Here is a 26,694-nt window from a genome sequence, read left to right as displayed (position 1 = left end):
GCGAGCCGCGAAGCCGCGCGGCACCCGGATCGGAAACGCGCGCAGCGCTTCGGCGGCGAGCGCCGGCTGCGCCGGATCGATGCCGAGGGCGGCCAGCAGATCGGCCGGCCGAGTGATCGCGTCGGCGAGCAACGTCTGCCACAGCGGGCGGGTCGCGTTCGGTATTGGGGAAAGGCCGTCATCCATCGGTGAATTGTCCGGGTTTGGTCAACGCGCGGCAGATTTGCGGGCTGCAGCTTTCTTTCTGACCACCGGCTTGCCCTTCAGTGCCGTTGCGGTTTCGCCTGCCGCCGGCGTCTTCGCCTTGTAGCCGCAGAGATCGACGATCGAGCACCGCCAGCATTCCGGCTGTCGCGCCTTGCAGACATAACGGCCGTGCAGGATCAGCCAGTGATGGGCGTTGAGCAGGAATTCCTTCGGCGTCACTTTTTCAAGCTTCGCAGCGACCTTGTCGGCGGTCTTTTCCGGTGCCAGGCCGGTGCGGTTGGCGATCCGGAAGATGTGGGTATCGACGGCGATCGTCGGCACGCCGAAGGCGACGTTCAGCACCACGCTCGCGGTCTTCGAGCCGACGCCGGGCAGCGCCTCAAGTGCGGCGCGATCGTTCGGCACCACACCGCCGTGGCGCGCCAGCAGCAGCTCGCACAGCTTGATGACGTTCTTCGCCTTGGTCTGATAGAGACCGATGGTCTTGATGTAGTCGCGCAGCTTCGTTTCCCCGAGCGCGAGGATCGCTTCCGGGGTATTGGCGATCGGCCACAGCTTCGCCGTCGCCTTGTTGACGCTGACATCGGTGGCCTGCGCCGACAGCACCACGGCCACCAGCAACTCGAAGTCATTGCCATAGACCAGGTCGCTGCGCGGACTCGGATTGACGGTGGCGAGGCGACGGTACAGCTCGATGCGGTTTTCCAGTTTCATGACCAATTCAGGGCCGGGTCTGCTGTCTGCGCAGTCGCGCGCGGGCGATCGCGGCACCGATGTCGATCTCCTTCGCCTGCGCCGCCAGCACTTCGCCGCGGCGCAGGCGGCGGGCTTCGTCGCGCTGCTCGCGCTCGCGCGCCAGACGAACCTTGCGACGCTCGTGCAGCTTGCGCCAGCGTTCGGCCATCGCGGCGGCCGGTGTCAGCGCGGCTGGCCGAACTTCCAGCGCGATGCAGTCGACCGGGCAGGGTGGCAGGCAGAGATCGCAGCCGGAGCAGTCCTCGTCGATCACGACATGGAGGAACTTCGGCGCGCCGAGAATCGCGTCGACCGGGCAGACCAGCACGCACTTGTAGCAGCCGATGCAGCGCGTCTCGTCGATCACCGCGATGGTCTGGATCAGCGCCTGATCCTTCGTCAGCGGCGCATCGTCCGGCCATACCGTTGGGTCCGGCGACAGCGGCGTTTGATCGAGCGCCGCAGCAAGCGCGGTGATCGTCGCCAGTCCGCCCGGCGGGCAGCGGTTCAGCGTGGTGCTGTTGTTGGCCAGTGCCTCTGCATAGGGCCGGCAGCCGTCGAAGCCGCAGCGCCGGCACTGCGTCTGCGGCAGTAGCGCGTCGAGGCGAGTGATCAGATCGGCGATTGCGACGCCGTTCATTTCAGGGATTCGAGATACATCCGGCGGGCCAGCGTCGCGGCGACGAGGGTCGCCACCAGCTCGATCAGCAGCAGCCGCAGCACTGGCCAGGACGGCAGCGCCAAGGCCAGCAGCGCATAGCCCAGCCCGGCGAGGAAAGCACCGCCGAAGCACAGCGCGCACAAGGCCAGCATCGCGGTCAGCCGGGTCGGGCGGCCGAAGCTGCCGGCGATCAGGAACAACCCGGCGCCGGCCAGCATCGCGCCGATGATCGGATTCCCGTGGTCCGTGCCCCAGGCACTCAGGCCGAGGGCGATCAGCACGGCACCGGTCGCGGTGCAGTACAGCTTCGCCGCGAACCGGAGGTCGAGCCGGAAGTTGCCCCGGAAGTCGAGATTCACTTCACCTTCATGCCGGGCTGGGCACCGTCATCCGGCGCCAGCAGGAACGGCCCGCCTTCATCACCGCTGGCCGCCAGCACCATGCCTTCGGACATGCCGAAGCGCATCTTGCGCGGCGCCAGATTGGCGACCATCACGGTCAGCCGGCCGACGAGTTTTTCTGGCGGGTAAGCGCTCTTGATGCCGGCAAACACCTGCCGCTTGCCGAGTGCGCCGAGGTCCAGCGTCAGCCGCAGCAGCTTGTCCGCACCTTCGACGCTTTCAGCGTTTTCGATGCGGGCAATGCGCAGGTCGATCTTGGCGAAGTCTTCGATGCTGGCGTGGGTGGTGTCGCCGGGCGTGCTCGTCGTCGGAGCAGTCACGGCAGCCGGTGCCGGTTTCGCGGGCTTGGCTTTCGGTACTTCGGCGGCAGTTGGTGCGAGGCTTTCGGTTGATGCGGCGATCATTGCCTTGATTGCGGCTGGATCGATGCGGGTGGCGAGTGGTTTGTAGGAATTGATTTTGTGATCAAGGAGCGGTGAGGCGACGTGCTCCCAACTCAACTCTGAATCTAAGGCCAAGAATTTTTCTACTTCACGGGAGAGTTCCGGAAGAATAGGCTTCAGATAGATCGTCAGTACCCGAAAAATGTTCAAACTAATCGAACAAACCTGATGAAGTTGCGCTGAAATTTTTTCAGGCTCCGGATACTCGGCATCAATATTCTTTGCTAGAACCCAAGGCGCGCGATCATGAATCCACTCATTCGCACTGTCAGCCAGACCCATAATTTGTGAGATCGCGGCAAGATAGTTTCGATCGTTGTACGCCTGGCGAATTGAGCTTGCTGCTTCTATGAAGTACAGGCGGTACCAATCCGCGAACTCGTCATCGAAGAATTCCGCCAAGCGGCCATCGAATCTTTTTTCGATGAATCCGGCGCAGCGACTGGCAATGTTCACGTACTTGCCCACGATGTCGCTGTTCACCCGCGCCACGAAATCATCGAGATTCAGATCGAGATCATCGACTCCGTCGGACAGCTTCGCTGCGAAGTAATAGCGCAGGTATTCCGGATTCAAGCCGGCATCGAGGAAGGTCCGCGCCTTGATGAAGGTCCCGCGCGACTTGCTCATCTTCGCGCCGTTGACGGTCAGATAGCCGTTGACCGATAGCCCGGTCGGCTGGCGGTGACCAGCACCTTTCAGCATCGCTGGCCAGAACAGGCCGTGGAAGTTGATGATGTCCTTGCCGATGAAATGCCACATCTCGGCGGTGGAATCCGGGCCGATGAACTCGGCGAGCTTGGCTTCGTCGTTGCCGAGCAGGGCGCTCAGGCTGGCGAAGTAGCCGATCGGCGCATCGAGCCAGACGTAGAAATACTTGCCCGGCGCGTCTGGAATCTCGAAGCCGAAGTACGGTGCGTCGCGGGAGATATCCCAGTCGCGCAGGCCGCCATCGAGCCATTCGCGCAGCTTGGCCTTGACGCTGGAATGGACGTTCGCGGCTTCCAGCCATTGCTGGACTTCGGCCTGCAGCTTCGACAGCGTGAAGAAGTAATGCTCGGATTCCTTCAACACCGGCGTGGCGCCGGAGACCACCGACTTCGGATTCTTCAGGTCGGTGGGCCCGTAGGTCGCGCCGCAGTTTTCGCAGTTGTCGCCGTACTGGTCGGCGGTGCCGCACTTCGGGCATTCGCCCTTGATGTAGCGATCCGGCAGGAACATTTCCTTGACCGGATCGTAGGCCTGCTCGATCGAGCGGCTGGCGATCAGGCCCTTGGCTTTCAGCTTCGAGTAGATCGATTCCGACAGCTTCCGGTTCTCGTCCGAATGCGTCGAATGGTAGTGATCGAAGGCCACGCCGAAGGCCGCGAAATCGGCCGCGTGGGATTCCTGCATGCCGGCGATGAACGTTTCCGGGGCGACGCCGGCCTTCTCGGCAGCCAGCATGATCGGCGTGCCGTGGGCGTCGTCGGCGCAGACATAGGTCACCTCATTGCCGCACATGCGCTGGAAGCGCACCCAGATGTCGGCCTGGATGTAGCCGACCATGTGGCCGAGGTGCAGCGGGCCATTGGCGTAGGGCAGGGCGTTGGTGACCAGAATCTTGCGTGGCGCCGGAGCGGACATGGCTGGAAAGGACTCGAAGCGGGCAGCGATTATCGCATGCGCCTCCGGCGCGCCGACTTTGATCTCGGCCATTTGGAAGCTGCCGCGCGGGGGTGCACTATCTGTCGGGGTTTCCACCAAGGGGGTGAGCGTCATGACCGTCAATCTGGGGCAGAAACTGGCAGCGGAACTGGTCGGCACTGCATGGCTGGTGCTTGGGGGCTGCGGCAGCGCAGTGTTGGCTGCAGGCGTGCCGAACGTGGGTATCGGCTACGCCGGCGTGTCGCTGGCTTTCGGCCTGACGGTGCTGACCATGGCCTACACCATTGGTCGTATCTCGGGCTGTCATCTGAACCCGGCGGTATCGATCGGCCTCTGGGCTGGCGGCCGCTTCCCGGCCGCCGAGCTGCTGCCCTACATCGCGGCGCAGGTGCTCGGTGCGGTGGCCGGTGCCGGCATCCTGCTGGTGATCGCGGGCGGGGTGTCCGGTTTCGATCTGGCCGGCGGCTTCGCTTCGAACGGTTACGGCGAGCACTCGCCGGGTGGCTACACGCTGGCGGCGAGCGCCGCCACCGAGTTCGTGCTGAGCTTCTTCTTCCTGCTGGTGATCCTGGGGGCGACCTCGGCCCGCGCGCCGGCTGGCTTCGCGCCGATCGCGATCGGCCTCTGCCTGACCCTGATCCATCTGATCAGCATCCCAGTCACCAACACTTCGGTGAACCCGGCACGCTCGACCGGCCCGGCGCTGTTCGTCGGCGGTTGGGCGATCGCCCAGCTCTGGCTGTTCTGGGTTGCGCCGATTGCCGGCGCGGTCGTCGCCGGCGGGTTTTCGCGCTGGCTCGACTCGTCTCACCCGCACAGCTAGGGCGCGAGCCTGATCGGAGCGGCTGAGCCGGAGGCTTGGGTTTCAGCCCCGCATCAGTCGCTCCAGCCCCGATTCCTCCGGCCAGACCGCCAGCTGCGCCAGCACCCGCAGCCGCTCCGGGTTGCCTTCGCGCTCCGCCATCGTCGCGACCTGTTCGCGGTAGGCGTTCAGGGTCAGGCTGGCGACGCCGGTGTCGTAGCGCAGCTTGCCGGCGACGAAGTCCTGCCAGCGCGCGCGTTCGTCTTCGTCGAGCGTGTCCGGGTAGTGACGCGCGCGGTAGCGGAACAGCAGTTCGTCGTAGCGTGAGTCGGCGAAGCTGCCGTGCAGGCGGGCGATGCTGTCCGGTCCGGCGTTGCGGACTCGCGCCAGGCGCGGCTTGTCGGCATCCGGCAGGAAGCCGCCGTACAGCGACAGCTCCGGATCGGCCCAATCGCGCGGCTCCTGGGTGAACACTTCGCGAACCTTGTCGCGCAGCGCGTCACCGGCGGCGAACAGCCGGGCCTGATTGGCGAGGCAGGCGGCGATATCGATGCCCCAGCGCTCGGCATCCGGGCCGCGCAACGTGGCGAGCGGCGACAGCATCGGCGACTTGTTGAGGTGCACGCCTTTCAGCGGCAGGCGAGTCAGGCCATCGGGCAGATCATCGTTCGACGCGAAGACTCTGTCGCGCAGATCGTCGGCATCGAGTTCCAGCAGTTCGTCGATGTCGCAGCTCAGATCAAAAGTCAGCACGCAGTTGCTGTTGGTCGGGTGCATCGCGATCGGTGCGATCACCGCCATGCAGCCGCGCATCGCCGGGATCTTCGATGACACGTGGACGACCGGCGCCATCTCGTGGACGTTGAGCAGGGTCGCGGCGAACTTCTTGTCGCGCAGCTTAAGCGCGTGTTCGAACAGCCGCGGCTGCGCGGTCTTCAGGCGCTTGGCAACGGCGATCGTGGCGTCGACATCGCTGAGCGCGTCATGGGCTTTCTCGTGAACCAGACCGTTGGCCTTGCTGAGCCGTTCCAGCTTGAAAGTGGTGGCGCCGTTGTCGCCGACCGGCCATTCCAGTCCTTGCGGCCGCAGCGCATGCCAGAGGCGGACGACATCGATCAGGTCCCAGCGCGAGTTGCCGCCGCGCCATTCCCGCAGGTAGACCTCGTGGAAGTTGCGATAGAGCAGATAGCGGGTGACTTCGTCATCGAAGCGGATCGAGTTGTAGCCGGCGGCGCAACTGCCGGGCACGCTGAACAGCTCGTCGATCTGGCGCGCGAACTCGTACTCGGGCAGCCCTTCATCGCGTGCCTGCTGCGGCGTGATGCCGGTGATCAGGCAGGCTTCGGGATGCGGCAGCACGTCAATTGCGGGTGCGCAGAAGATCACCAGCGGCTTGCCGATCGGTTCCAGGTTTTCATCGGTTCGCCGCGCGGCGAACTGCGAAGGGCGATCGCGAGCCGGGTCAGTGCCGAAGGTTTCGTAGTCGTGCCAGACGAAGCTGAAGCTCATAAGCGGATGCGGACGGGCGAGGGCGGCGGAATGCGAGACAATAGCGCAGCCTTTCCACCGTTCGTGAACCGCCCGTGCCCGCTACCCGCGAATCCTTGCTTGCTGCGCTCGATCGCTACATTCATCCACTGATTGGCCGCGGCCTGGTCAGTGCCGGATGCATTGCCGAATGCCTGGTCGACGTGGCGCCGGGCGACAGCCCGCAGGTTGCGATCGAACTCGGTTTCCCGGCAGCTGGCATCGCGGCCGGCATCGTCGATGACGTGAAAGCGTTGCTGCTGGCCGCCTGTGGGGTCGAAGTCCAGGTGCGCATCGGCTGTCGCGTATTGCCGCAGGCGGTGCAGAAAGGCCTGAACCCGCTGCCCGGCGTCGCCAATATTCTCGCGGTGGCTTCGGGCAAGGGCGGCGTCGGCAAGTCGACGGTGGCGGTCAATCTGGCGCTGGCGCTGCAGGCCGAGGGCGCGCGGGTCGGCATCGTCGATGCCGATGTCTACGGGCCTTCGCAGCCGCTGATGCTCGGTTCGCGCGAGCGGCCGAGCTCGCCGGACGGCAAGCGCATCAACCCGATCATTGCCCACGGCCTGCAGGCGATGTCGATCGGTTTCCTGCTCAAGGACGATGCCCAGCCGGCCGTCTGGCGCGGGCCGATGGCCACACAGGCGCTGACCCAGATGCTGACCGACACCGTCTGGGACGATCTTGACTACCTGATCGTCGACATGCCGCCGGGCACCGGCGATATCCAGCTGAGTCTTTCCCAGAAAGTCCCGGTGGCCGGCAGCGTCATCGTCACCACGCCGCAGGACATCGCCTTGCTCGATGCCCGCAAAGGCCTGGAGATGTTCCGCAAGGTCGGCATTCCGGTGCTCGGCGTGGTCGAGAACATGGCGACCCATGTCTGCACCCACTGTGGCCATGAAGAGGCGATCTTCGGTACCGGCGGCGGCGACAAGCTGGCGCGTGAAGCGGGCACCGAGCTGCTCGGCCAGATGCCGCTCGACATGCGCATTCGCTTGCAGGCCGACAGCGGCAATCCGACCGTCGCCGCCGATCCTCGCTCGGAGTTGAGCCTGCGCTACCGCGATATCGCCCGTCTCGCCGCCGCGCGTCTGGCCTATGGCGTGGCTGGCGAACTGGCCTTCCCGAACCTGTCGATCAGCGACGACTGATACGTGTTCGCTCCGCGATGCTGAACCGGTCTGTCAGCTGGGTCTGGATCGCGCTGGCGCTGGCTGCGTGGGGTGGCTGGAATGCCTGGACGCATCGCGAAGTCGAACAGCCGCCGGGCGTGCTGGTCGCTGAAGTCCCGGCGCAGACCGCGCTCTCAGGCGATGAGGCTGCACCGTTCGAGCATCGCGGTTACCGATTGACGCCGCTGGCCGGTTTCGCGCTCGAAGCCCGCGTGCTGACCACCGAAAGTTATCGCTTCGATCGGCTGGCCGGGCTGGTGCCGGTCGACGTCGGTCTCGGCTGGGGTGCGATGTCCGATAGCGCCGTGCTGGCGCAGATCGAGCTCAGCCAGAGCGGGCGCTTCATGTATTGGCACGTCGCCCAGTTTCCGATTCCCGAGCGGCAGATCATCAATAGTGCGGCGAACATGCACCTGATCCCGGCGACACCGGTGATTGCGCGGCGGATTTCGGCTCTCAGGCGTGGTCAGCTGATCCGCTTGCGCGGGCGGCTCGTCGAAGCCGTGGCGCCGAACGGCATGCGCATCCGCAGCTCCTTGCGCCGTGACGATACCGGCGCCGGTGCCTGCGAAGTCATCTGGGTCGAAGACCTGGAAGTGCTTCACCGGCGATAATCACGTTCCGAAACCCCGCAGCCAGACCGAACCCGCCGCCGATGAGCATCAAGTCAGACAAGTGGATCAAGCGCATGGCCGCAAGCGACCGGATGATCGAGCCGTTCGAACCCGGCCAGATTCGGACCGCCAACGGCAACAAGATCGTCAGCTACGGCACCTCGAGCTATGGCTACGACGTGCGCTGCGCGGACGAATTCAAGATCTTCACCAACATCAATTCGACGATCGTTGATCCGAAGAACTTCGACGAGCGCAGCTTCATCGATCTGAAGTCCGACGTCTGCATCATCCCGCCGAACTCGTTCGCGCTGGCGCGCACCGTCGAGTACTTCCGCATCCCGCGTTCGACCCTGGTCATCTGCCTCGGCAAGAGCACCTATGCGCGCTGCGGGATCATTGTCAACGTCACCCCGCTCGAACCCGAATGGGAAGGCCACGTGACCTTGGAGTTCTCGAACACCACGACCCTGCCGGCGAAGATCTACGCCAACGAAGGCGTGGCGCAGATGCTGTTCTTCGAGAGCGATGAGATCTGCGAGACGTCTTATGGCGATCGGGGTGGCAAGTATCAGGGGCAGACCGGCGTGACCCTGCCGAAGACCTGAGTCTGCCGGCTGCCGCCACACCCCGATCGCTGCAGCCCGCCGCCTTGCCGTCGATCCCGATGCGATGAAGCCGCATCGGGTCCCTCGCCGGGTAGCGACGGTCTGCACCGTGGCGGCAAGTACCAGGGGCAGACGGGTGTGGCCCCGCCGAAGACTTGATCGCCGCTTTTTAAACTCGTCATACCGGCGAAAGCCGGTATCCAGGGCCAGGAAGAATGCGGACGAATGTCATGCCTCCGGTAGTGGGCCGCGGCGAAGTGCAGCCTGGAGGCGCTGAATGGAAAAACATTTCCACGTTTACATTCTGGCCAGCGAACGTAATGGCACGCTTTACGTCGGCGTCACGTCGAACCTCGTTCTGCGCATCTGGCAGCACCGCAATGATGAGGTAGCGGGATTCACCAAGCGCTATCAGGTGCATCGGCTGGTGTGGTTCGAGCCGCATCCTGATTCGATTTCGGCGATCACACGCGAAAAGCAGATCAAGGAATGGAAGCGGGCCTGGAAGCTGGAGTTGATTGAAAGCAGCAATCCGCAGTGGCGCGATCTTTACGAGGTGATCGCTTCTTAGCTGCCGAGGTCCTTTCCGACTCTGGATACCGGCTTTCGCCGGTATGACAAAGAAAATGGGGGGTAGGCGCCACTCAAGCCGCAACCAGCACCTTGAAGCCGCCAAAGAACATCCGCTTGCTGTCGAACGGATGGCTGCTGGGATCCATCATGCTGGCCATGCGCGGGTCGGCCATGAATGCGGCGTTGATCTTGTCGCGCGCTTCCCGTGATTCGAAGACGATCCACGAGAACACCACCACCTCGTCGTCCTTGAGCAGCACGCTTTGCGGGAACGAGGTGTGGACGCCGGCCTTGACGTCATCGGCGACGCATTCGCGGACTTCCAGCGCGCCGAGTTCGCGCAGGATCGCGGCTGCTTTTTCGGCCAGTTCGCGATAGGCGTCCAGCTTGGCTTTCGGAACTGGGATGACAAAACCGTCGACGTAATTCATGGCTGTTCCTCTCGAGGGGGCTGCTTGGGTTCGGGCAAGGTTTGAAGCGATTTTCTGCGCTTCTGTCTTTACGTCGAACGGCCGCCCACGAAATCGACAGCGATCCCGGAGTTTCTCGAAAGAAGTTCCTAAGCTTTTGCTTTTCCTTGAATTCTGGTTTCTGCCGTCTGGCCGGCCAGACGCCAGACGGCGCCGACCTTCCGGATCGCCCAGGCGCGATGCGCCGCGGGTGGACGCTTGAAGTCCTCGTCCAGTGTTTTCGGCGTGATGTCCTCGACATCGAGGCCGTGCGGCTTCAGGTCGTCGAGCTTGAAGCGTTTGCGATTGCACGAGAAGTACAGCACGCCGCCCGGCGCCAGCAGTTGCGCGGACAGGGTGATGATCTCGACATGGTCGCGCTGGATGTCCAGGGTGCCGTCCATCTTCTTCGAGTTCGAGAAGGTCGGCGGGTCGCAGAAGATCAGGTCGAATTGCGGCGGGCGGGACTTGTCGGCCTGTTCCTTGAGCCAGGCCAGGCAATCGGCGCGATAGAAGCGATGCGGGTTTTCCTTGGCGCTGCGCCGCTCGACATCGACCATGCGGATGCCGTTCAGACGCAGGTTTTCGCGCGCCCAGTCCAGATAGGTGTTGGACAGATCGACCGACACGCTTTCGATCGCGCCTCCCACCGCCGCTTGCGCAGTCGCCGAGCCGGTGTAGCAGAACAGGTTCAGGAAGCGCGCGCCCTGCGCTTCGGCGCGGATCCGCATCCGCATCGGCCGGTGATCGAGGAACAGGCCGGTGTCGAGGTAATCGGTGAAGTTCACCTGCAGGCGGCAGCCGTGTTCGTCGACGACATGCAGCGCGCCGCTTTCGCCCTGGCGGCCGTACTGCGAATCGCCCTTCTGCTGGCGCCGCACCTTGAGATGAATGTTCGAGATCGGCACTTCCAGCACCTGCTGGATCGCGTTCAGGCCTTCACGCAGGCGGCGCTCGGCGTGGACCGGATCGATGGTCTTTGGCGGCGCATATTCCTGCACGTGCACATGGAGCTGATCGGTCTGATACAGGTCGACGGCGAGCGCGTAGTCGGGCAGGTCAGCGTCGTACAGGCGGTAGTTGCTGACGCCGGTGCGCTTGGCCCATTTGCCGAGGTGCTTGAGGTTCTTGCGCAGGCGATTGGCGAAATCGCCGTCGACGATCTGCGCCGGCAGCGCGGCATCCGGATCGCGCGCGGCGATGTCGAAGGTCAGCAGCTTGCAGGGCAGGTCGCCGTTGTAGAACGCATACATCCGCTCGGCGCGCAGGCCGAGACGCGGGCCGAGGTCCGGCCGGCCGGTGAACACGCCGGCACGCCAGCCGTGGAAATGCTGCTTCAGCAGCGCGCCGAGCAGGCTGTACAGCTTGACCATCTCGGCCTCGCTGCCCATGCGCTCGCCGTACGGCGGATTGGTGACCACCAGGCCTGGCGTCGCCGTTGGCGGCCGCATCAGGGAGACATCGGCCTCGGTCAGCTTGATCTTCCAGGCCAGGCCGGCGCGTTCGATGTTGCCGCGCGCTGCTTTCAGCGCGGCCGGGTCGAGATCGGCGCCGTACAGGGTCGGAATGCGCTCGGCGCCAGTTTCCCGGCGCGCCTTCGCTTCATCCATCAACGCGCGCCAGTTATCGATCTCGCAGGTGCTGAGTGCCAGGAAACCGTGCCGCGTGCGCATCAGGCCGGGGGCGACATCGCCGGCCATCAGGGCCGCTTCGAGGAGCAGGGTGCCGGAGCCGCACATCGGATCGAACAGGCTGCCGCCACGGGCAAACACCGCGGGCCAGCCGCTGCGGATCAGGATCGCCGCAGCGAGGTTTTCCTTCAGCGGCGCGCCGCCGGTCGCCAGGCGATAGCCGCGCCGGTGCAGGCTTTCGCCGGACAGATCGAGGCTGACGGTGGCCTGCGCGCCATGCAGATGGACGTGGATCTGCACGTCGGGATCGTCGGCATCGACGTTCGGCCGGCGGCCGTGAACGTCGCGAAAGCGATCGGCGAGCGCGTCCTTGACCCTGAGCGCGGCGAAATGGGTATGAGTGACGGTGTTCGAGCGGCCGGCGACATCGATCGCGAAGCTGGAATCGACGTCGAACCAGGCGGTCCAGTCGATGCGCTTGGCGCCTTCATACAGCGCGTCGGCATCCGCGATCTCGAAAAAATCGAGCGGCAGCAGCACGCGACTGGCCAGTCTTGACCACAGACAGGCGCGATAGGCATCAGCCCAGGTGCCGCTGGCGGTGACACCGCCGCCGCGCTCGGCGACTTCGCTCAAACCCAGGGTTTTCAGCTCGTCGACCAGCAGCGGCTCGAGGCCACGTGCACAGGTGACGAACAGCGGGCCGGGCAAGGGGGCGGACGGCTGGCTGGTAGAGGAGAGGGTCGAGGTTTCGTCAGTCACGGCAGGGGGCAGGCGTCCGGCAGGGGCAGCGGACGGGGCCGCAGGATTTCATTGCAGTGCCATCGACTGGCACGATACTCGCAGCGGTTACACTGCCTGCCCGCATTTTACCGGTGATCGTCATCGACCATCCGATGCCCCATTTCGAACAACCCTCTGAAGCCGCTGCTGATCCGTTCTTGAAGCGCCGCCGAGTCCTGCTCGCGGGGCTGGGCGCGGTCGGAGGATTGCTGGCTGCCGGCTGCGCCAGCCCATCGCTGCAGCTGATTGGGGCGCCATTCAAGAAGCCTGGCAGTCTGTTCGGCAGCGATGGTTATGCGCTGACCAATGCGCAGATCGACGACATTCCCTACGCGAGCATGGGCGTGCGCATCGGCGGGAGTGCGCCGGTGATCATGATCCTGGCCAACATCAACGGCGCCAAGCTGCACTGGGCATCGGCCGATCGCGTGGTGCTGATCACCGAGCGTGGCCGGCTGGTCAAGACCATCGGCATGCCGCGCGATCTGCTCAGTACCCGCTGGACCGGCGCCGATTCGCTGTTGCCGGTGCTGCGTCGTGTGCCTGGCACTGAAGATTCGCGAGTCGGCCGCATCATCGATCTGCGCCCGAAAGATGACTTCAGCGTGCCGGTGGAATCGCGCTGCGAATGGCTCGGCGAGGAAACCCTGACCCTGGTCGGCCGCACCCGGCGCACCGTGATGCTGAGCGAGCACATCAAGGTCGGCAAATGGCGCTGGAAAGCCGAGAACCGCTACTGGTTCGATGTCGACAGCGGGCTGATGCTGAAATCCCGCCAGCAATACTGTCCGGAAGTGGCGGCGATCACGATGGAAGTGCTGAGACCGGCCATCGAGCCACCGCCCGACGCGGTCTGAAGCTGCGGTGATCGGCTGCAATCACTGTCAGCCCATCGGCAGACCCCCATAAAAAAAGCCGCTCCGAAGAGCGGCTTTCTTGTCGCTGTGACGCCCTTAGCGGGTCGTTGCAGTGGCCGTCGAAGTCGCCGTCGCCGTTGAGGTCGAAGTCGAGTTGGCACCATCGCTGGCACCCAGCACGTAGACGGCAATGCCGGTAGCGGCGCCAGCGCCGATGGCGATGATCGTGGCGACATTGCCATTGGCAAACGTCGAAGCCTTTTCAACGCTGCCCGCAGCACCAGCGGGAGCCGGGTCGGCAGCGGACACCATGGTGGAGGTGGCGGCGAGCAGGGCGAGGGTCAATCCGGTGACTACATGCTTCATTTTTGTAAGCTCCTGAGAGGTTCGGGCGACTCGGGACGCCCCAGCTGGAGGTGCATCGAGACTGCCGTCAGGATAGCTGTCAGGTTCGGCAACGTCCAGCGCTGAATGCCCTGCGGTAGCGACAACACGCCGCAGCCGATTATTCCGCAGTGGCGTAGCCGAGCCGTTATCCTTACGATCCGCCGGCGCTGCTGGCGATACTTCAATCTTCTTGAACGGATTCATGCCCATTGTGAGAACGCGGATCTACCCGACTGCCTCCGCCTTCGTGGCCGGCCTGCTGATCGCCTGCCTGCCGTGGGCCGCTGCGCAAGCTCAGTTGCCGTTCGATCCCTCGTCGATCGATCAGTTGACGCCTGAGCAGCGGCAGCGCGCCCTTGAGGCGCTAGGCACCAGCGGTGCCAGCAGCGGTGGCGCGGTGGCCTCGCCCGATGGCAGTTTCCGCGACAAGAAATTGTCGACTCAGACCGGGACGGGCGACAACCCCGACGTTCGCAACGACAATAATTCTGGCAGCAGCAACTATTCCAGCCGTAATGCCTACAGCAACGGCTCGAGTCAGCAGCGTCTGCCGGACTGCCGTCCTCTCGGCAACGGCCAACTGGCCGGTGCGGACCGCGGCAATAGTGGCCGCCCCAATACCAGTCGGTATCCGCAGGCATCAGGTACGCGACAGCCGTTTTCGAACGGCAGCAATCAACAGGACTGCGTGCCCGAGGCTGGCTATCGCGACGCCGACCGATTCCCGGATGGTCTGAAACTGCCGGTCGAGTACGGCGATAGTGAAGACCTGCCACTGCGCCCGTTCGGCCAGGATCTGTTCATCGCCGGTGCCACCACCTTCGCCCCGGCCACCGATATTCCGGTGCCGGCTGATTACGTCGTCGGCCCGGGCGATTCGGTACGCGTGCAACTGTTCGGTAGTGAGAACGGCAACTACAGCCTGCTGGTCGGCCGGGATGGTCAGATCAATTTTCCGAAGCTGGGCCCGATCGCGGTCGCCGGCCAGCGTTTCGAGAACGTCCGCCAGTTGCTTTCGGAACGGGTGAGCCGAGAACTGATCGGCGTGCAATCGAGCATTTCGCTCGGCGAACTGCGTTCGGTTCAGGTGTTCCTGCTTGGTGACGTACGCCAGCCCGGTTCCTACACGATCAGTTCGCTGGCGACGATCACCAATCTGCTGTTCGTCGGTGGCGGCATCACCGAAGTCGGTTCGCTGCGCAAGGTGCAGCTGAAGCGCAACGGCCGCCTGCTGCAGACGCTGGATTTGTATTCCCTGCTGCTGCGCGGTGATTCCACCGGTGATCTGCGCCTGCAGCCTGGCGACGTGGTGTTCGTGCCACCGGTTGGCGCGCGCGTCTCGGTGGCCGGCGCGGTCAAGCGGCCGGCGATCTACGAGCTTGATGGCGAACAGACGCTGGGTGCGATCGTGCAACTGGCCGGCGGTCTGCTGGCCACGGTCAACACCAGCACCGCGCAGATCGAGCGCTATGAAGGTAACCGCCGTTCGATTCGCCAGATCGAGCTGTCGAAGGCTGCCGATCTCGGTCTGCCGGTTCGCGATGGCGATTTCCTCAGAGTCGGCCCGGTGGCTGCGGCGATCGACGACAAGGTGCGGGTCATTGGCTATGTGAAGTATCCGGGCCCGTACCAGTGGAGCCGTGGCTACGATCTACGCAGCCTGCTCGGCGCCGCCCAGATCAAGTCCAGCGATGCGCGCTCCGAGGCCTATCTGCCGCTCGGTTTGATCGAGCGCACCAATTCGGCGACCGGTGTGCGCGGCTGGATCAGCTTCAATGTCAGCATCGCCGTCGATCCCGCCAGTGCGGCGATTCCGCTCGAGCGCGATGACCGCATCGTGATCCTTACCCGCGAAGACATTGCCTTTCTCGACTCGAAGGAAGTCCGTGCGGTGGCTAGCGGCAGTGCCAAGACGGCCAGCGATTGTGAAGCGTTGAAGCTGATTGCCGACGTCGCCAATTCCGAACGCGCTGCCCGGTTTCTGAAGGCCTATACGGCCGAGAACACCCGCGAGAACAAGCTGATGACTCGCGTTGATGTCGATCACGATCGTTGCCCGGACCTGTTTCGCGCCGCACCCCGGGCCTTGCAGTACCTGCTTGAAGAATCGACCGCGGTCTACGGTGAAGTGCGCCGTCCCGGTATCTATCCGATCGCTCGCGGCACGCCGCTGAACACGCTGATCGATGCCGCCGGTGGACTGAGCAACGAATCGGATGCCGCCAATGTCGAGTTCGTGTCCTATGACGCGGCGTTGAAGAACGGCAAGTCCAGCTACCAGACGCTGAATGTCGGCAATGCCGCGACTCTGGCGCTCTCGGTCAATCCCGGCGACCTGTTCAACTTCAAGCCGCTGTATCTCGGCCAGGAAGTGGGCACGGCGCGGGTGATGGGTGAGTTCCGCTTCCCGGGCTCCTACGGCATCCTGCGCGGCGAGCGCCTGAGCGAGTTGATGAAGCGCGCCGGTGGTGTGACCCAGAACGCTTATCCGTATGGCGCGGTGTTCACCCGCGTGGCGGCCCGTGACGCTGAACGCGAGTCCTACCGGCGTGCCGCCAGCGATCTGCAGGAAGCGATGGTCACCGCCGTCACCAGCGGTGCACTAGGCAAGGATGCGTCGAATTCCGCGCAGTTCCTCGGCACCGTGATCGCGCGGCTGCAGAACGCTGACGCGGTAGGTCGTGTGGTTATCGAAGCCGATCCGGCCATTCTCGAAGCGCGCCCGGAAATCGATCCCGTGATCGAACCGGGCGATCTGCTGGTAGTCCCGAAGCGGCCGATCTCGGTGACGGTGATCGGCCAGGTGTTGAACCCCGGCAGTCTGGCGTTCGCGCCGGGCGCGAAGCTCAAGGATTACATCGAGCGCGCCGGTGGTTACTCGCAAGCGTCCGACGATGGCCGCGTGTTCGTGATCCTGCCGAATGGCACCGCGAAGAAGTTCAGGAACAGCTTCTGGAACTACCAGACTCAGGACATCCCGCCTGGCAGCGTCATCGTCGTGCCGCGCGACGCTGCGCCGTTCAACCTGGTGGCGTTCTCGGAGCGGTTGTTCGGCCTGCTGTCGAATCTCGCGATCTCGGCCGCAGCACTGGCCACCATCAGCCGCAACTGATCGACTGCTCACCTGAAGCACCGTTCGCCATCCGGCCCTCGCTGTTCGTTTGACATGACTGCCCTGATGCCAGGTCCGCGGCGGCTAAGCGGTGTGGCGTTGGTGTTGACCACGGCCGCCGTCAGCCTGAGCCAGGCCCGGGCGGCTGGCTTCGTCGATCTCAATGACTTCGGCGGCGTCGGTTTGCTGCAGACGCCGAGCGCCCGCTTCATGGAGCAAGGCAGCTTCGGCGGTGGCATCTCGGTGGTGAAGCCGTACAACCAGATCCAGCTGTTCGCGCAGCCCTTGCCGTTTCTCGAAGCGGTGTTCCGCTATACCGATGTCACCGATCGTCCCTACGGCCCGGAATCGTTCAGCGGCGCGCAGTCATACAAGGACCGCAGCTTCGCGTTCAAGCTGCGGCTGCTCGAAGAAGGGCCGAACACGCCGGCACTGGCGATCGGCATCCAGGATTTCGGCGGTACCGGCGTCTTTGGTGGTGAATACCTCGTCGCCAGCCGGCGCTGGTACGACTTCGACTTCAGCCTCGGCCTCGGCTGGGGGCGTCTGGGTGAAGGCGGTGATCTGCGCAATCCGCTGAGCCAGTTGTCGAGCCGCTTCGATCGCGACCGCACCGGCACCGGTACGTCGACCAGCACGCCAGGCGGCAGTGGCGTTGGCCGCTTGTTCACTGGCCGCACCGTCGGCGTCTTCGGCGGCGTGCAATGGCAGACGCCGCTCAACGGCCTGAGCCTGAAAGCCGAGTACGACGGCAACGATTACAGCAACGAACGCGGCACCGGCTCGTCGATCCGGCAGAGCTTGCCGGTCAATTTCGGCGCTGATTACGCGATCACCGACAACTTCCGCGCCGGCATCGGCTACGAGCGTGGCGACCTCCTGACTTTTCGGGTCTCGATGCGCACCAATTTCGAGACCGGCAGTGGTCCGCCGAAGGTGCTCGATCCACCGCTGCCGAAGATCGCGGTACGTGATCCAGCGACGATCGGCGTCGAGGCACCGGTACCGCTGCCGAAGCCTGAATTCGACGCGCTGCTCGCCGAGGTCAAGAAAGCGCTGAAGGAACAGGATTTCACGCTATCGGCCTTTGATGTCGAGGTGGACCGGCGGCAGGTCTACATCTGGGTCGAACAGGGGCGCTATCGCAGTGCGCTGACCACCACCGGCCGCACCGTGCGCGCCACCAGCGCCGTGCTGCCGCCCTGGGTCGACAGGATCACCGTGATCGGCGTCGATGCCGGCGTCGAAAGCTGGCGGCTGGCCGTGCAACGCAGCGAGTTCGAGAAGATCGCCGAGTATCGCGGCAGCCCTGAAGAAGTGCGCTACAGCGCCGATCTCGATCCGGTGCAGCCCGATCACGCCGAAGCCGACGCCCAGGATCTGGTCAAGATGCCGGCGTTCAGCTGGGACATGGGACCGGGCGTGCGCCAGCAGATCGGTGGGCCGGACGGTTTCTATTTCGGCCAGATCCTGTGGCGGGTGTTCGGCGATGTGCGGGTCACCGAGAAGCTCAGCCTCAGCGGCACGGTGTCGCTGAACCTGCTGAACAACTTCGAGAACATCCGCCTCGAATCGAACAGCCAGCTACCGCGCGTGCGCAGCGACATCGTCGATTACCTGCAGCAGGGTCAGCAGGCAGTCACCAAGCTGGAAGCGAACTACATCACCTCGATCTCTTCGGGTGTCTACGCGCGCGCTTCCGCCGGCTTGTTCGAAGACATGTACGGCGGCGTCGCTGGCGAACTGCTGTGGCGGCCGCATTTCCAGCGCTGGGCGCTGGGCGTCAATGCCAACGTCGTGCAGCAGCGCGATTACGCGGTGCGCTTCAACTTCCGCGACTACCGCGTCGCCACCGGCCATGTGAACTTCTACTACGCATTCCCGTGGTACCGGCTGCGCACCAAGATCAGCTACGGCCGCTACCTGGCCAAGGACTACGGCACCACCGTCGAGATCGCTCGCGAGTTCAAGAGTGGCGCCACGCTCGGCGCGTTCGCAACCTTCACCAACGTGTCGGCGAGCAAGTTCGGCGAAGGCTCGTTCGACAAGGGCTTCTTCGTCAGCATGCCGCTGGATCTGTTCTTCCAGCGCTCGACGCGCGGCTACGGCAGCTTCCTGTTCCGTCCGCTGACCCGGGACGGCGGCCAGAAAGTCCGCGATGGCGTCGATCTCTACGGCGCCACCGACGCCGGCAACCCGGAGCGGATCGTCGGTGACTGGGCAGACGTGGTGCGCTAGGGCGATTCCCTGTCCTGCAGGACGGGGAAGATATTTCCCGTGGCGGCGCACACAATCCCTGGAATCGCCGGGACAAGGCGATCGCAAACCTTGATCCACCATTGCCAGGGAGCATTGCCGTGACTTTCCGATTCCTCGCTGTTGCCGCGCTCGCCATTGCTTCGGCCAGCGTCGGCGCCCAGCCGCCGCTGCAAGTGCCGGCGAATTTCCTTTACTTCAGCGACTGCGCCGAGCAGACCGTGCTGCTGAACTATCCGGCTTCGCGGTTTGCCGATCTGCTGCCGGCCGGGTTCACATTTCCTGGCAATGGACGGCGGGCTTCGGTGCACGTGTCCGGCTCGTCCTGCGCCGATGGCGGCGAGGGGCGGCCGACGGATGAGGTGATTTCCTTCGTCGAGGTGGTGCCGCCGCTGGCGCTGCAGGCGGACGGCATCCTGGCTTACGGCATCTTCCTGGGGGCGATCACCGAAAGCACGAAGACCGCCGCCAGTTTCGCGGCGCTCGGATTCGGCGATCTGGTCGAACTGGGCATGGTCGACGTCAGCGTGAAGTCCTTGCTCGGCACCCGCAGCGGCAAGACCCAGGCAGCCGGCCCGCGGACGCGTCTGAACACCAGCACGGTGGTCACCGGCCCGGTGCTGAAGTTCGCGGCGGCGTCGGCGCGCTTGTTCCGGGTGCAGAACGGCGCGGTGACCGCGGTGATCGAAGGTCACTACAGCGCACAGAGCGCCAAGATCGGCACCGGCACGGTGCTGCAAGCCAAGGGCGGCTTTCTGCCCATGCCGCTGCCGCTCGGCGTCGGCGTGGCCAGCCATGCCTACGGTTATGACCTGAGCATCGAGCCGGTCACGCTGCCTTAAATGGATGGTCGCGCGCGGCGGCCAACAAGCCGCTGCGCGCTCCCGGGCCGCGACGCAAAACCGTCGCGATCGCGTCTGGTCCGGAACTTGTAAATGTTCCCTCGTCCGCCGGATTCCGGCATGCGAAAGACGGGGCCAGACGATGAATTCAGCACTCTGGGTTGCCAAGACCGGGCTCGATGCCCAGGCCACGCGGATGAGCGTGGTGTCGAACAATCTCGCCAACGTCAACACCACCGGCTTCAAGCGCGGCCGTGCGGCGTTCGAGGATCTGCTCTATCAAACGGTGCGCCAGCCCGGCGGCCAGACCACGCAATCAACCCAGGCGCCGACGGGGTTGACGCTGGGCACCGGTGTCCGCGTGGTCGCCACCGACAAGCAGTTCACCCAGGGCAACCTGCAGCAGACCAACAACTCGCTGGATGTCGCGATCAATGGTCGCGGCTTCTTCCAGGTGTTGCAGCCCGACGGCAGCACTGCCTACAGCCGTGACGGCAGCTTCCAGCTGAACAGCCAGGGCGAACTGGTGACGGCGGCCGGCTACACGATCCAGCCGGGCATCACGGTGCCGCAGAACGCGCTGTCGGTGACCATCGGGACCGATGGCACCGTCTCCGCGCAGCTCCCCGGCCAGGCGGCTGGCCAGCAGATCGGTTCGCTGACGGTCGCCGATTTCGTCAATCCCGCCGGCCTGCAGGCGGTGGGCGGCAATCTCTACGTCGAAACCGCATCTTCAGGCGCGCCGCAGGTCGGCACGCCGGGCCTGAACGGCACCGGCTCGCTGCAGCAGGGTGCGCTGGAAGCCTCGAACGTCAATGTCGTCGAGGAGCTGGTCAACATGATCGAGACGCAGCGCGCCTACGAGATGAACTCGAAAGCGATCTCGACCACCGACCAGATGCTGCAGTACATCGGCCAGAATCTGTGACCGCTGTCCGCGCCCTCGTCGTCGCTTCGGCATTGCTGCTCGGCGCCTGCGGCTCGATGTCGCCGAGAGTCTCGCTTGGCGAAGAGCGTCCGCAGCCGGTGCCGATTCCTCTGCCGCAAGGCATGCCGAGCGAAGGTGCGATCTACAGCGATGGCCAGTCGATCGCCCTGTTCGAGGACGCCAAGGCGCGCAACGTCGGCGATCTGATCACCATCCTGCTGATCGAGAAGACCCAGGCGCAGAAGAGCGCCGAGACCAACACTTCCAAATCATCGAAGGTCGATCTCACCGACATCTCGGTGTTCGGCAAGCCGATCGGCGTCAACACCGGCATCGCCGGCACTCGCAGCGCCAATGGCAGCGGCGACTCCAAGCAGAGCAACAGCCTCGACGGCAGCATCACCGCGGTGGTCATCGGCCGTCTGCCGAACGGGCTGCTGCAGATTCGCGGCGAGAAGCAGGTCGAGCTGAATCAGGGTTCGGAAACCCTGTTCATCGATGGCGTCATCCGCCCGGTCGACATCCTCAGTAACAACACGGTTTCCTCGGATCGCGTCGGCAATGCCCGCGTCTCCTACAAGGGCCGCGGCGCGCTGGCCGATGCCAACTCCCAGGGCTGGCTGACGCGCTTCTTCAACTCCCCGTGGTTCCCGTTCTGACGGCCGACCGGCAAGCACTCCCATGTCCATGCGCACTGCGTTCCACCTCATCGCCTGCCTCTGTCTGCTGATGGCGATCGCCACCCTGAACGTGGCCCGCGCCGAGCGCGTGAAGGATCTGGCGACGGTCGCCGGCGTGCGCTCGAATCCGCTGATCGGCTACGGCCTGGTGGTCGGTCTCGATGGCACCGGCGATCAGACCTCGCAGGCACCGTTCACCGTGCAGAGCCTGAAAGCGATGCTCGCCCAGCTCGGCGTCACCGTGCCGCCGGGGGTCAATCCGCAGTTGAAGAATGTCGCCGCGGTGGCGATCAACGCCGAGCTGCCGCCGTTCGCCAAGCCCGGCCAGACGATCGACATCACGGTGTCGTCGATCGCCAACTCCGGCTCCCTGCGCGGTGGCACCTTGCTGATGGCGCCGCTGAAAGGCGCGGACGGACAGGTCTATGCCATCGCCCAGGGCAATGTCGTGGTCGGCGGCTTGGGCGTGTCGGCCAAGGATGGCTCGCGAGTGACCATCAATGTGCCGAGCGCCGGCCGCGTGCCGGGGGGGGCGACGGTCGAACGCGCCGTGCCGGCGACTTTCGGCGCCAGCCCGGAACTGCGGCTGGATCTGCGCACTTCCGATTTCACCACCGCGACTCGTCTGGCCACCGGCATCAACAGCGCGCTCGGCTCCGAACTGGCTCGGGCGATCGACCCGGTGACGGTGTCCGTGGTTGCGCCGGCCGATGCCAATGCCAGAGTCGCTTTTCTGTCGCAACTCGAAAACCTCGACATCACCCCCGGCGATGCGCCGGCGCGGGTGATCGTCAACTCGCGCACCGGCACCGTGGTGATCTCCAGCGCCGTGCGCGTGCTGCCGGCGGCGGTCTCGCATGGCTCCTTGAGCGTGACGATCAGCGAGAAGCCCGAAGTCAGCCAGCCGGAAGCGTTCTCGAAAGGCCAGACCGTGGTGGTGCCGCGCTCGCAGATCGAAGTCACTTCCAGCGGCCGCCCGGCCTTCGTGTTCGATGGCGGTGCCAATCTTGACGACATCGTTCGCGCGATCAATCAGGTCGGTGCCGCGCCTGGCGATCTGGTCGCGATCCTCGAAGCGCTGCGTGCCGCCGGTGCGCTGCGTGCCGAGCTGGTGATCATCTGATGAGCAGCGCGGCGCCCACGCAGGGCATCAACACGACGGACTTCGGCCAGTTCGCGAAGCTGCGTTCGGGCGCCAAGGATCGTGATCCGGAAACCATCAAGCAGGTCGCGCGGCAGTTCGAAGCGCTGTTTACCCAGATGCTGCTCAAGGCTTCGCACAGCGACGATACGGCGAGCAACGATCTGCTCGGCGGCTCCGGCAGCGACACCTACCGCGATATCTACGATCAGCAGATGGCCGCGCAATTGTCGTCCGGCAAGGGCCTGGGGCTCGCCGACCTGCTTGCGCGTCAATTGATTGGCGCGCAAACACCGGGCATCGAAAGCTCGACAGTGGCGCCAGCGGGTCTGCGCGGGCGTAGCGCTGCAACTTCGGCAACGAGCGTGGCGCCAGTCAACGGCACCGCTGTCGAATCCGCCGACGCCTTCGTCGACGAGATCACCCCGTTCGCCGAGAAAGCCGCGAAGGAACTCGGCGTTCCGGCGCGCGTGCTGGTGGCGCAGGCCGCACACGAAACCGGCTGGGGCAAGCGTCAGATCAAGAATGCCGATGGCACCGACAGCCACAATCTGTTCGGCATCAAGGCCTGCCGCGGCTGGGATGGCGCTACCACCAACACCGCCACACACGAATACGTGAAGGGCGAACGCCGCGTCGAGCGTGCCGAATTCCGCTCGTACAAGTCGGTCGGCGAAGCCTTCGAAGACTACGTGTCCTTCGTCAAGGACAACCCGCGTTATGCCGAGGCGCTGAAGCACGGCGGCAGCGGGGAACAGTACCTGCAGGGTCTGCAGCAAGCCGGTTATGCCACCGACCCGGCCTACGCGCAGAAGATTGCGCGAGTGGCATACGGACGCACGATGTCGGCCACGCTGGATGCGTCGCCGAAGCTCGCTGGCAACACCTGGGAGACCTGAGATGGCGGACATCCTCGGCATCGGCATTTCGGCACTGCTGGCCAACCGCAGCGGACTGGATGTCACCGGCCACAACATCGCCAACGTCAACACCGCTGGCTATTCGCGCCAGCGGCTCGATACCACCAACGCCGTCGGCGCAGTCACCACCTACGGTTATGCCGGCAATGGCGTCACCGTGCGCGGCGTCGAGCGCCTGTCGGACAAGTTCGTTTTCGCCCGCGAGATCGCCGGCGCAGCCTCCTACTCGCGCATCGAAACCTTCACCGCCGAAGCCAAGCGCAGCGATGCGCTGCTGTCCGATGCCACCACCGGCCTCGGCACGCCGCTGACCAGCTTCTTCGACAGCCTCAGCGTGCTGGCGACCACGCCGTCATCGAGCGCCACCCGGCAGACCGTGCTCAGCGCCGCCGATGCCCTGGCCGGCCGCTTCAACGATCTGCAGAGCCAGCTCGATGCCGACGAGCACTCGATCAACTCCCGAGTGACGCAGACCGTCACCGAGATCAACAACTACGCCGGCACCATCGCCCAGCTCAACGAACGCATTGCCCAGGCGATCGGCAGCTCCGGCGGCAAGATTCCCAACGATCTCGTCGATCAGCGCGATCAGGCCGTGCGTGATCTGGCCGATCGCGTCTCGGTGACCACTGTCGAGCAGGACAACGGCGCGCTGAACGTGTTCGTCGCCAACGGCCAGAGCCTGGTCGTCGGCACCAAGGCAACGCAGCTCGGCACCGCGCCGAACGAGTTCGATTCCGGGCGTGTGGAAGTGACCGTGCCGGGCGGGGCAGTGATCAGCGGCCAGGTCGGCGGTGGCAGCCTCGGCGGCCTGCTCGATGCGCGCCGCGAAGTGCTCGATCCGGCACGCGAGAAGCTCGGCCGCATCGCCATCTCGCTATCCGAAGCGGTCAACGCGCAACAGGCGCAGGGCGTCGATCAGAGCGGCAACTTTGGCCAGCCTTTATTCGCGCCTCTGGCCGGTGCCGCACCGGCGTCCTATCGCAACACCGGCAGCGCTGCAGTCACCGTCGGCTTCAGCGACGCGACCCAGCTCGATGGTCGTGCCTACCAGCTCAGTTACAACGGCAGCGCCTGGTCGCTGACCGATGCCGCCAGTGGTTCGGCTGTTCCATTCACCGGCAGCGGCACCACGGCCGATCCCTTCGTCGCCAAGGGCCTTTCCTTGAGCGTTACGCCAGGCGCTGCCGCCGGCGACAAGTTCCTGGTCCAGCCCGGCCGCAGCGCCGCCGGCCAGTTGCAGGTGGCGCTGAGCAATCCCTCGCAGCTCGCTGCCGCAGCGCCGATCAAGGCCAGCGCCACGGTCGGCAATCTCGGCAGCGGCACGATCACCGCGGGCGAGGTGGTCGACGTCACCAATCCGAACCTGCGCACGCCGGCACAGATCCAGTTCACCAGCGCCAGCACCTATACGATCAACGGCAGCGGCAGCTATACCTACACCGCCGGCAGCGACATCAGCGTCAATGGCTGGAAGGTCGCTATCTCTGGTGCGCCGGCGAGCGGCGACAGCTTCAATGTCGGCCCCACCGGTGCCAACAGCGGCGACGATCGCAACGCCCGCCTGCTGTCCGGCATTGCAACGAAAGCCTTGCTCGACGGCGGCCTGAACACGCTGACCGCGGCCAACGGCCAGCTGGTGCAGCAGGTCGGCTCCAGCGCCCAGACCGCGCAGCTGCAGCTCGATGCCCAGACCTCGCTGCAGGCGCAGACGATCACCGAGCGCAATGCGCTGTCCGGCGTCAACCTCGATGAAGAGGCCGCCGATCTGCTGCGCTACCAGCAGGCTTATCAGGCCGCTGCGCAAATCATTTCCGTCGCCAGCACAGTGTTCGATTCGCTGCTCGCGGCCACGCGTCGCTGAAGGAGAGACACATGAGAGTCTCGACCGCTGATTTCTATCGTCAGAGCATCGCTTCGCTGCAGCGTCAGCAATCGCTGGCCCTGGCGACGCAGAACCAGTTGTCCTCCGGCAAGAAGCTGCTGACCGGTGCCGACGATCCCACCGGCGCCGCGCACGGCTTGTCGCTGGATCAGACCTTGAGCGCCAACCAGCGCTACACCTCGAACACCCAGGCGGTGTCCGAACGTCTGGGCTTCGAGGAGAACGCGCTGTCCGGCGCCAGCGAAACCCTGAACCGGATTCGCGAACGGGTGCTGCAGGGCAACGGTGGCACGCTCGGCGATTCCGATCGCAAGAGCCTTGCGGCCGATATTCGCCAGTCGCTCGACAGCCTGCTCAGCTATGCCAACGCCGCGGACGGCGAGGGCCGCTACCTGTTCGCCGGCAGCAATGACGCCTCGGCACCGTTTTCGCTGACCAGCGCCGGCACCCAGTTCAGCGGCGACGACGTCATCCGCCAGATCCAGATCGGCCCGAACCGCGCCGTGCAATCCAGCGATGGCGGCGCCGACGTGTTCCTGCGCCACGTCTCTGGCAACGGCAGCTTCAGCATTGCCGCCACCGCAGCCAACACCGGCACGGCGACGATCTCGTCGAGCAAGGTCTACGACTCATCGGCCTGGGATGGCGGCAGCTACTCGGTCAGCTTCAGCGCCGGCAATTACTCGGTGACCGACGCCAGCAACAACGCCGTAGCTAGCGGCGCCTACACGGCCGGCAACAGCATCCGCTTTCGCGGCGTTGATCTGACCGTCACCGGCCAGCCGGCCGATGGCGATTCCTTCAGCGTCGCGCCTAGCAGCCAGAAGGACGTCTTCCAGACCATCCGCGATCTCGCGGCATTGCTGGAAACGCCCACCGCCAACGACCCCGCACTGCGCGCCAAGGTGCAGACCGGCCTGCTCGAAAACCTGTCGTCACTGGAAACCGCGCAGAACCGGATCATCGACGTCCGTGCCTCGCTGGGCGCGCGACTGGTCGCGGCCGACGACGCCAGCAATCAATTGTCGTCACAGGCCGTGAAAGTGCAGGACGCTCTGTCCGGCCTGCGCGACATCGACTACGCCGAAGCCGCCGGCCGCCTCACGCAACAACTCACCGGCCTGCAGGCCGCGCAGCAGTCGTTCGCGAAGATTCAGGGTTTGAGTTTGTTCGACTATCTGCGTTGAAGCGTGGTGGGCTAAGCTGAGTTCGGCGTACTGATGGCGATTGACTGAACGCAGGGCAACGACCGAGCGCCGGATTCGTGCGGGAAGTAGCGCTCGCCGGGAAAAGCGATGTCCCGTTGGGTCAAGGCAAACCCCTGCATGTCTTTCTGAGGCCGGAATGCGAGCTTGCCGCATGCTATGCAGCAGGCCGGGTGGCTTTACTATGGCGCCGTTGTCGCTGTCCAGTCACCGCATGAATTGCCCGGA

General features: G+C 64.8%; 22 protein-coding genes and 2 pseudogenes. 15 read left to right on the top strand and 9 right to left on the bottom strand.

Translation table 11 applies throughout. The features are described from left to right. The 5 genes and pseudogenes from Q0D45_RS03420 to metG form a co-directional block, all read right to left on the bottom strand. Positions 1-186, bottom strand: a pseudogene (locus Q0D45_RS03420) (EF-P beta-lysylation protein EpmB); the annotation flags it as partial. A gap of 96 nt (positions 187-282) precedes the next feature. Continuing rightward, positions 283-921 (bottom strand): annotated as a pseudogene (gene nth, locus Q0D45_RS03415) (endonuclease III); the annotation flags it as partial. A gap of 7 nt (positions 922-928) precedes the next feature. Beyond that, complete coding sequence (locus tag Q0D45_RS03410; protein ID WP_293388538.1) at positions 929-1,582, bottom strand: RnfABCDGE type electron transport complex subunit B; 654 nt, start codon at positions 1,580-1,582, stop codon at positions 929-931. Further along, the gene (locus Q0D45_RS03405; RefSeq protein ID WP_293388535.1) at positions 1,579-1,962 is read right to left on the bottom strand and encodes a hypothetical protein; all 384 of its coding nucleotides are present in this window, start codon (positions 1,960-1,962) and stop codon (positions 1,579-1,581) included. Before Q0D45_RS03405 ends, Q0D45_RS03410 begins: the two co-directional genes overlap by 4 nt. Further along, on the bottom strand, positions 1,959-4,073 hold the full coding sequence (metG, locus tag Q0D45_RS03400; RefSeq protein ID WP_293388532.1) for a methionine--tRNA ligase: 2,115 nt from the start codon (positions 4,071-4,073) through the stop codon (positions 1,959-1,961). Before metG ends, Q0D45_RS03405 begins: the two co-directional genes overlap by 4 nt. Before the next feature lie 133 nt (positions 4,074-4,206). Between metG and aqpZ the strand changes: the two genes are divergently transcribed. Further along, positions 4,207-4,917 carry an aquaporin Z gene (gene aqpZ, locus Q0D45_RS03395; RefSeq protein WP_293388529.1) on the top strand — a complete coding sequence of 237 codons (711 nt, stop codon included), beginning with the start codon at positions 4,207-4,209 and terminating at the stop codon, positions 4,915-4,917. Between the two features lie 42 nt (positions 4,918-4,959). Here the strand turns inward: aqpZ and sbcB are convergent, their stop codons facing one another. Further along, positions 4,960-6,405, bottom strand: a complete 1,446-nt coding sequence (gene sbcB, locus Q0D45_RS03390; RefSeq protein WP_293388527.1) for an exodeoxyribonuclease I — start codon at positions 6,403-6,405, stop codon at positions 4,960-4,962. Positions 6,406-6,479: 74 nt separating this feature from the next. On the opposite strand from sbcB, the gene apbC reads away from it, so the two are divergent. The 4 genes from apbC (at position 6,480) to Q0D45_RS03370 (ending at position 9,388) form a co-directional block, all read left to right on the top strand. Then, entirely contained in the window at positions 6,480-7,574 is a 1,095-nt protein-coding gene (apbC, locus tag Q0D45_RS03385) for an iron-sulfur cluster carrier protein ApbC (RefSeq protein ID WP_293388525.1), read from the top strand. Positions 7,575-7,591: 17 nt separating this feature from the next. After that, positions 7,592-8,209, top strand: coding sequence for a hypothetical protein (locus tag Q0D45_RS03380; RefSeq protein ID WP_293388523.1), 618 nt, complete (start codon positions 7,592-7,594; stop codon positions 8,207-8,209). A gap of 41 nt (positions 8,210-8,250) precedes the next feature. Continuing rightward, complete coding sequence (dcd, locus tag Q0D45_RS03375) at positions 8,251-8,817, top strand: dCTP deaminase (RefSeq protein WP_022975460.1); 567 nt, start codon at positions 8,251-8,253, stop codon at positions 8,815-8,817. A 277-nt stretch (positions 8,818-9,094) separates the two neighbouring features. Continuing rightward, positions 9,095-9,388, top strand: a complete 294-nt coding sequence (locus Q0D45_RS03370) for a GIY-YIG nuclease family protein (RefSeq protein WP_293388518.1) — start codon at positions 9,095-9,097, stop codon at positions 9,386-9,388. A 73-nt stretch (positions 9,389-9,461) separates the two neighbouring features. Here the strand turns inward: Q0D45_RS03370 and Q0D45_RS03365 are convergent, their stop codons facing one another. Both Q0D45_RS03365 and rlmKL read right to left on the bottom strand, forming a co-directional pair. Then, positions 9,462-9,821 carry a DUF1428 domain-containing protein gene (locus tag Q0D45_RS03365; RefSeq protein ID WP_293388515.1) on the bottom strand — a complete coding sequence of 120 codons (360 nt, stop codon included), beginning with the start codon at positions 9,819-9,821 and terminating at the stop codon, positions 9,462-9,464. 128 nt (positions 9,822-9,949) lie between these two features. Then, a complete protein-coding gene (gene rlmKL / locus Q0D45_RS03360) occupies positions 9,950-12,232 on the bottom strand; it encodes a bifunctional 23S rRNA (guanine(2069)-N(7))-methyltransferase RlmK/23S rRNA (guanine(2445)-N(2))-methyltransferase RlmL (protein ID WP_293388512.1) in 2,283 nt (760 codons plus the stop codon). A gap of 179 nt (positions 12,233-12,411) precedes the next feature. Between rlmKL and Q0D45_RS03355 the strand changes: the two genes are divergently transcribed. Then, positions 12,412-13,110, top strand: coding sequence for a YjbF family lipoprotein (locus Q0D45_RS03355; RefSeq protein WP_293388509.1), 699 nt, complete (start codon positions 12,412-12,414; stop codon positions 13,108-13,110). Between the two features lie 96 nt (positions 13,111-13,206). On the opposite strand, the gene Q0D45_RS03350 is transcribed toward Q0D45_RS03355, so the two are convergent. Continuing rightward, positions 13,207-13,476 carry a hypothetical protein gene (locus Q0D45_RS03350; protein WP_293388506.1) on the bottom strand — a complete coding sequence of 90 codons (270 nt, stop codon included), beginning with the start codon at positions 13,474-13,476 and terminating at the stop codon, positions 13,207-13,209. Between the two features lie 223 nt (positions 13,477-13,699). Here Q0D45_RS03350 and Q0D45_RS03345 point away from each other — a divergent pair, with 223 nt between their 5' ends. From Q0D45_RS03345 to flgL, 9 genes are all read left to right on the top strand, one after another. Next, complete coding sequence (locus Q0D45_RS03345) at positions 13,700-16,609, top strand: SLBB domain-containing protein (protein WP_293388503.1); 2,910 nt, start codon at positions 13,700-13,702, stop codon at positions 16,607-16,609. A gap of 54 nt (positions 16,610-16,663) precedes the next feature. Then, positions 16,664-18,847, top strand: a complete 2,184-nt coding sequence (locus tag Q0D45_RS03340; RefSeq protein ID WP_293388500.1) for a YjbH domain-containing protein — start codon at positions 16,664-16,666, stop codon at positions 18,845-18,847. Positions 18,848-18,966: 119 nt separating this feature from the next. Then, complete coding sequence (locus Q0D45_RS03335) at positions 18,967-19,707, top strand: hypothetical protein (protein WP_293388497.1); 741 nt, start codon at positions 18,967-18,969, stop codon at positions 19,705-19,707. Between the two features lie 142 nt (positions 19,708-19,849). After that, positions 19,850-20,635 carry a flagellar basal-body rod protein FlgG gene (gene flgG, locus Q0D45_RS03330; protein WP_293388494.1) on the top strand — a complete coding sequence of 262 codons (786 nt, stop codon included), beginning with the start codon at positions 19,850-19,852 and terminating at the stop codon, positions 20,633-20,635. Continuing rightward, positions 20,632-21,294, top strand: coding sequence for a flagellar basal body L-ring protein FlgH (locus Q0D45_RS03325; RefSeq protein ID WP_293388491.1), 663 nt, complete (start codon positions 20,632-20,634; stop codon positions 21,292-21,294). Before flgG ends, Q0D45_RS03325 begins: the two co-directional genes overlap by 4 nt. Before the next feature lie 22 nt (positions 21,295-21,316). Beyond that, complete coding sequence (locus tag Q0D45_RS03320) at positions 21,317-22,438, top strand: flagellar basal body P-ring protein FlgI (protein WP_293388488.1); 1,122 nt, start codon at positions 21,317-21,319, stop codon at positions 22,436-22,438. Beyond that, positions 22,438-23,355 carry a flagellar assembly peptidoglycan hydrolase FlgJ gene (gene flgJ, locus Q0D45_RS03315; RefSeq protein ID WP_293388486.1) on the top strand — a complete coding sequence of 306 codons (918 nt, stop codon included), beginning with the start codon at positions 22,438-22,440 and terminating at the stop codon, positions 23,353-23,355. The genes Q0D45_RS03320 and flgJ overlap by 1 nt, the downstream gene beginning before the upstream one ends. Before the next feature lies 1 nt (position 23,356). Beyond that, positions 23,357-25,240: a flagellar hook-associated protein FlgK gene (gene flgK, locus Q0D45_RS03310; RefSeq protein WP_293388484.1), complete on the top strand. Its 1,884-nt coding sequence runs from the start codon at positions 23,357-23,359 to the stop codon at positions 25,238-25,240. Between the two features lie 11 nt (positions 25,241-25,251). After that, on the top strand, positions 25,252-26,448 hold the full coding sequence (gene flgL, locus Q0D45_RS03305) for a flagellar hook-associated protein FlgL (RefSeq protein WP_293388482.1): 1,197 nt from the start codon (positions 25,252-25,254) through the stop codon (positions 26,446-26,448). Positions 26,449-26,694: the final 246 nt, after the last annotated feature.

Origin of the sequence: Nevskia sp. (genome assembly GCF_023266035.1) — a bacterium.
In the GTDB taxonomy this organism is placed as follows: Bacteria; Pseudomonadota; Gammaproteobacteria; order Nevskiales; family Nevskiaceae; genus Nevskia.
This window is presented reverse-complemented; position numbering and strand designations above follow the sequence as displayed.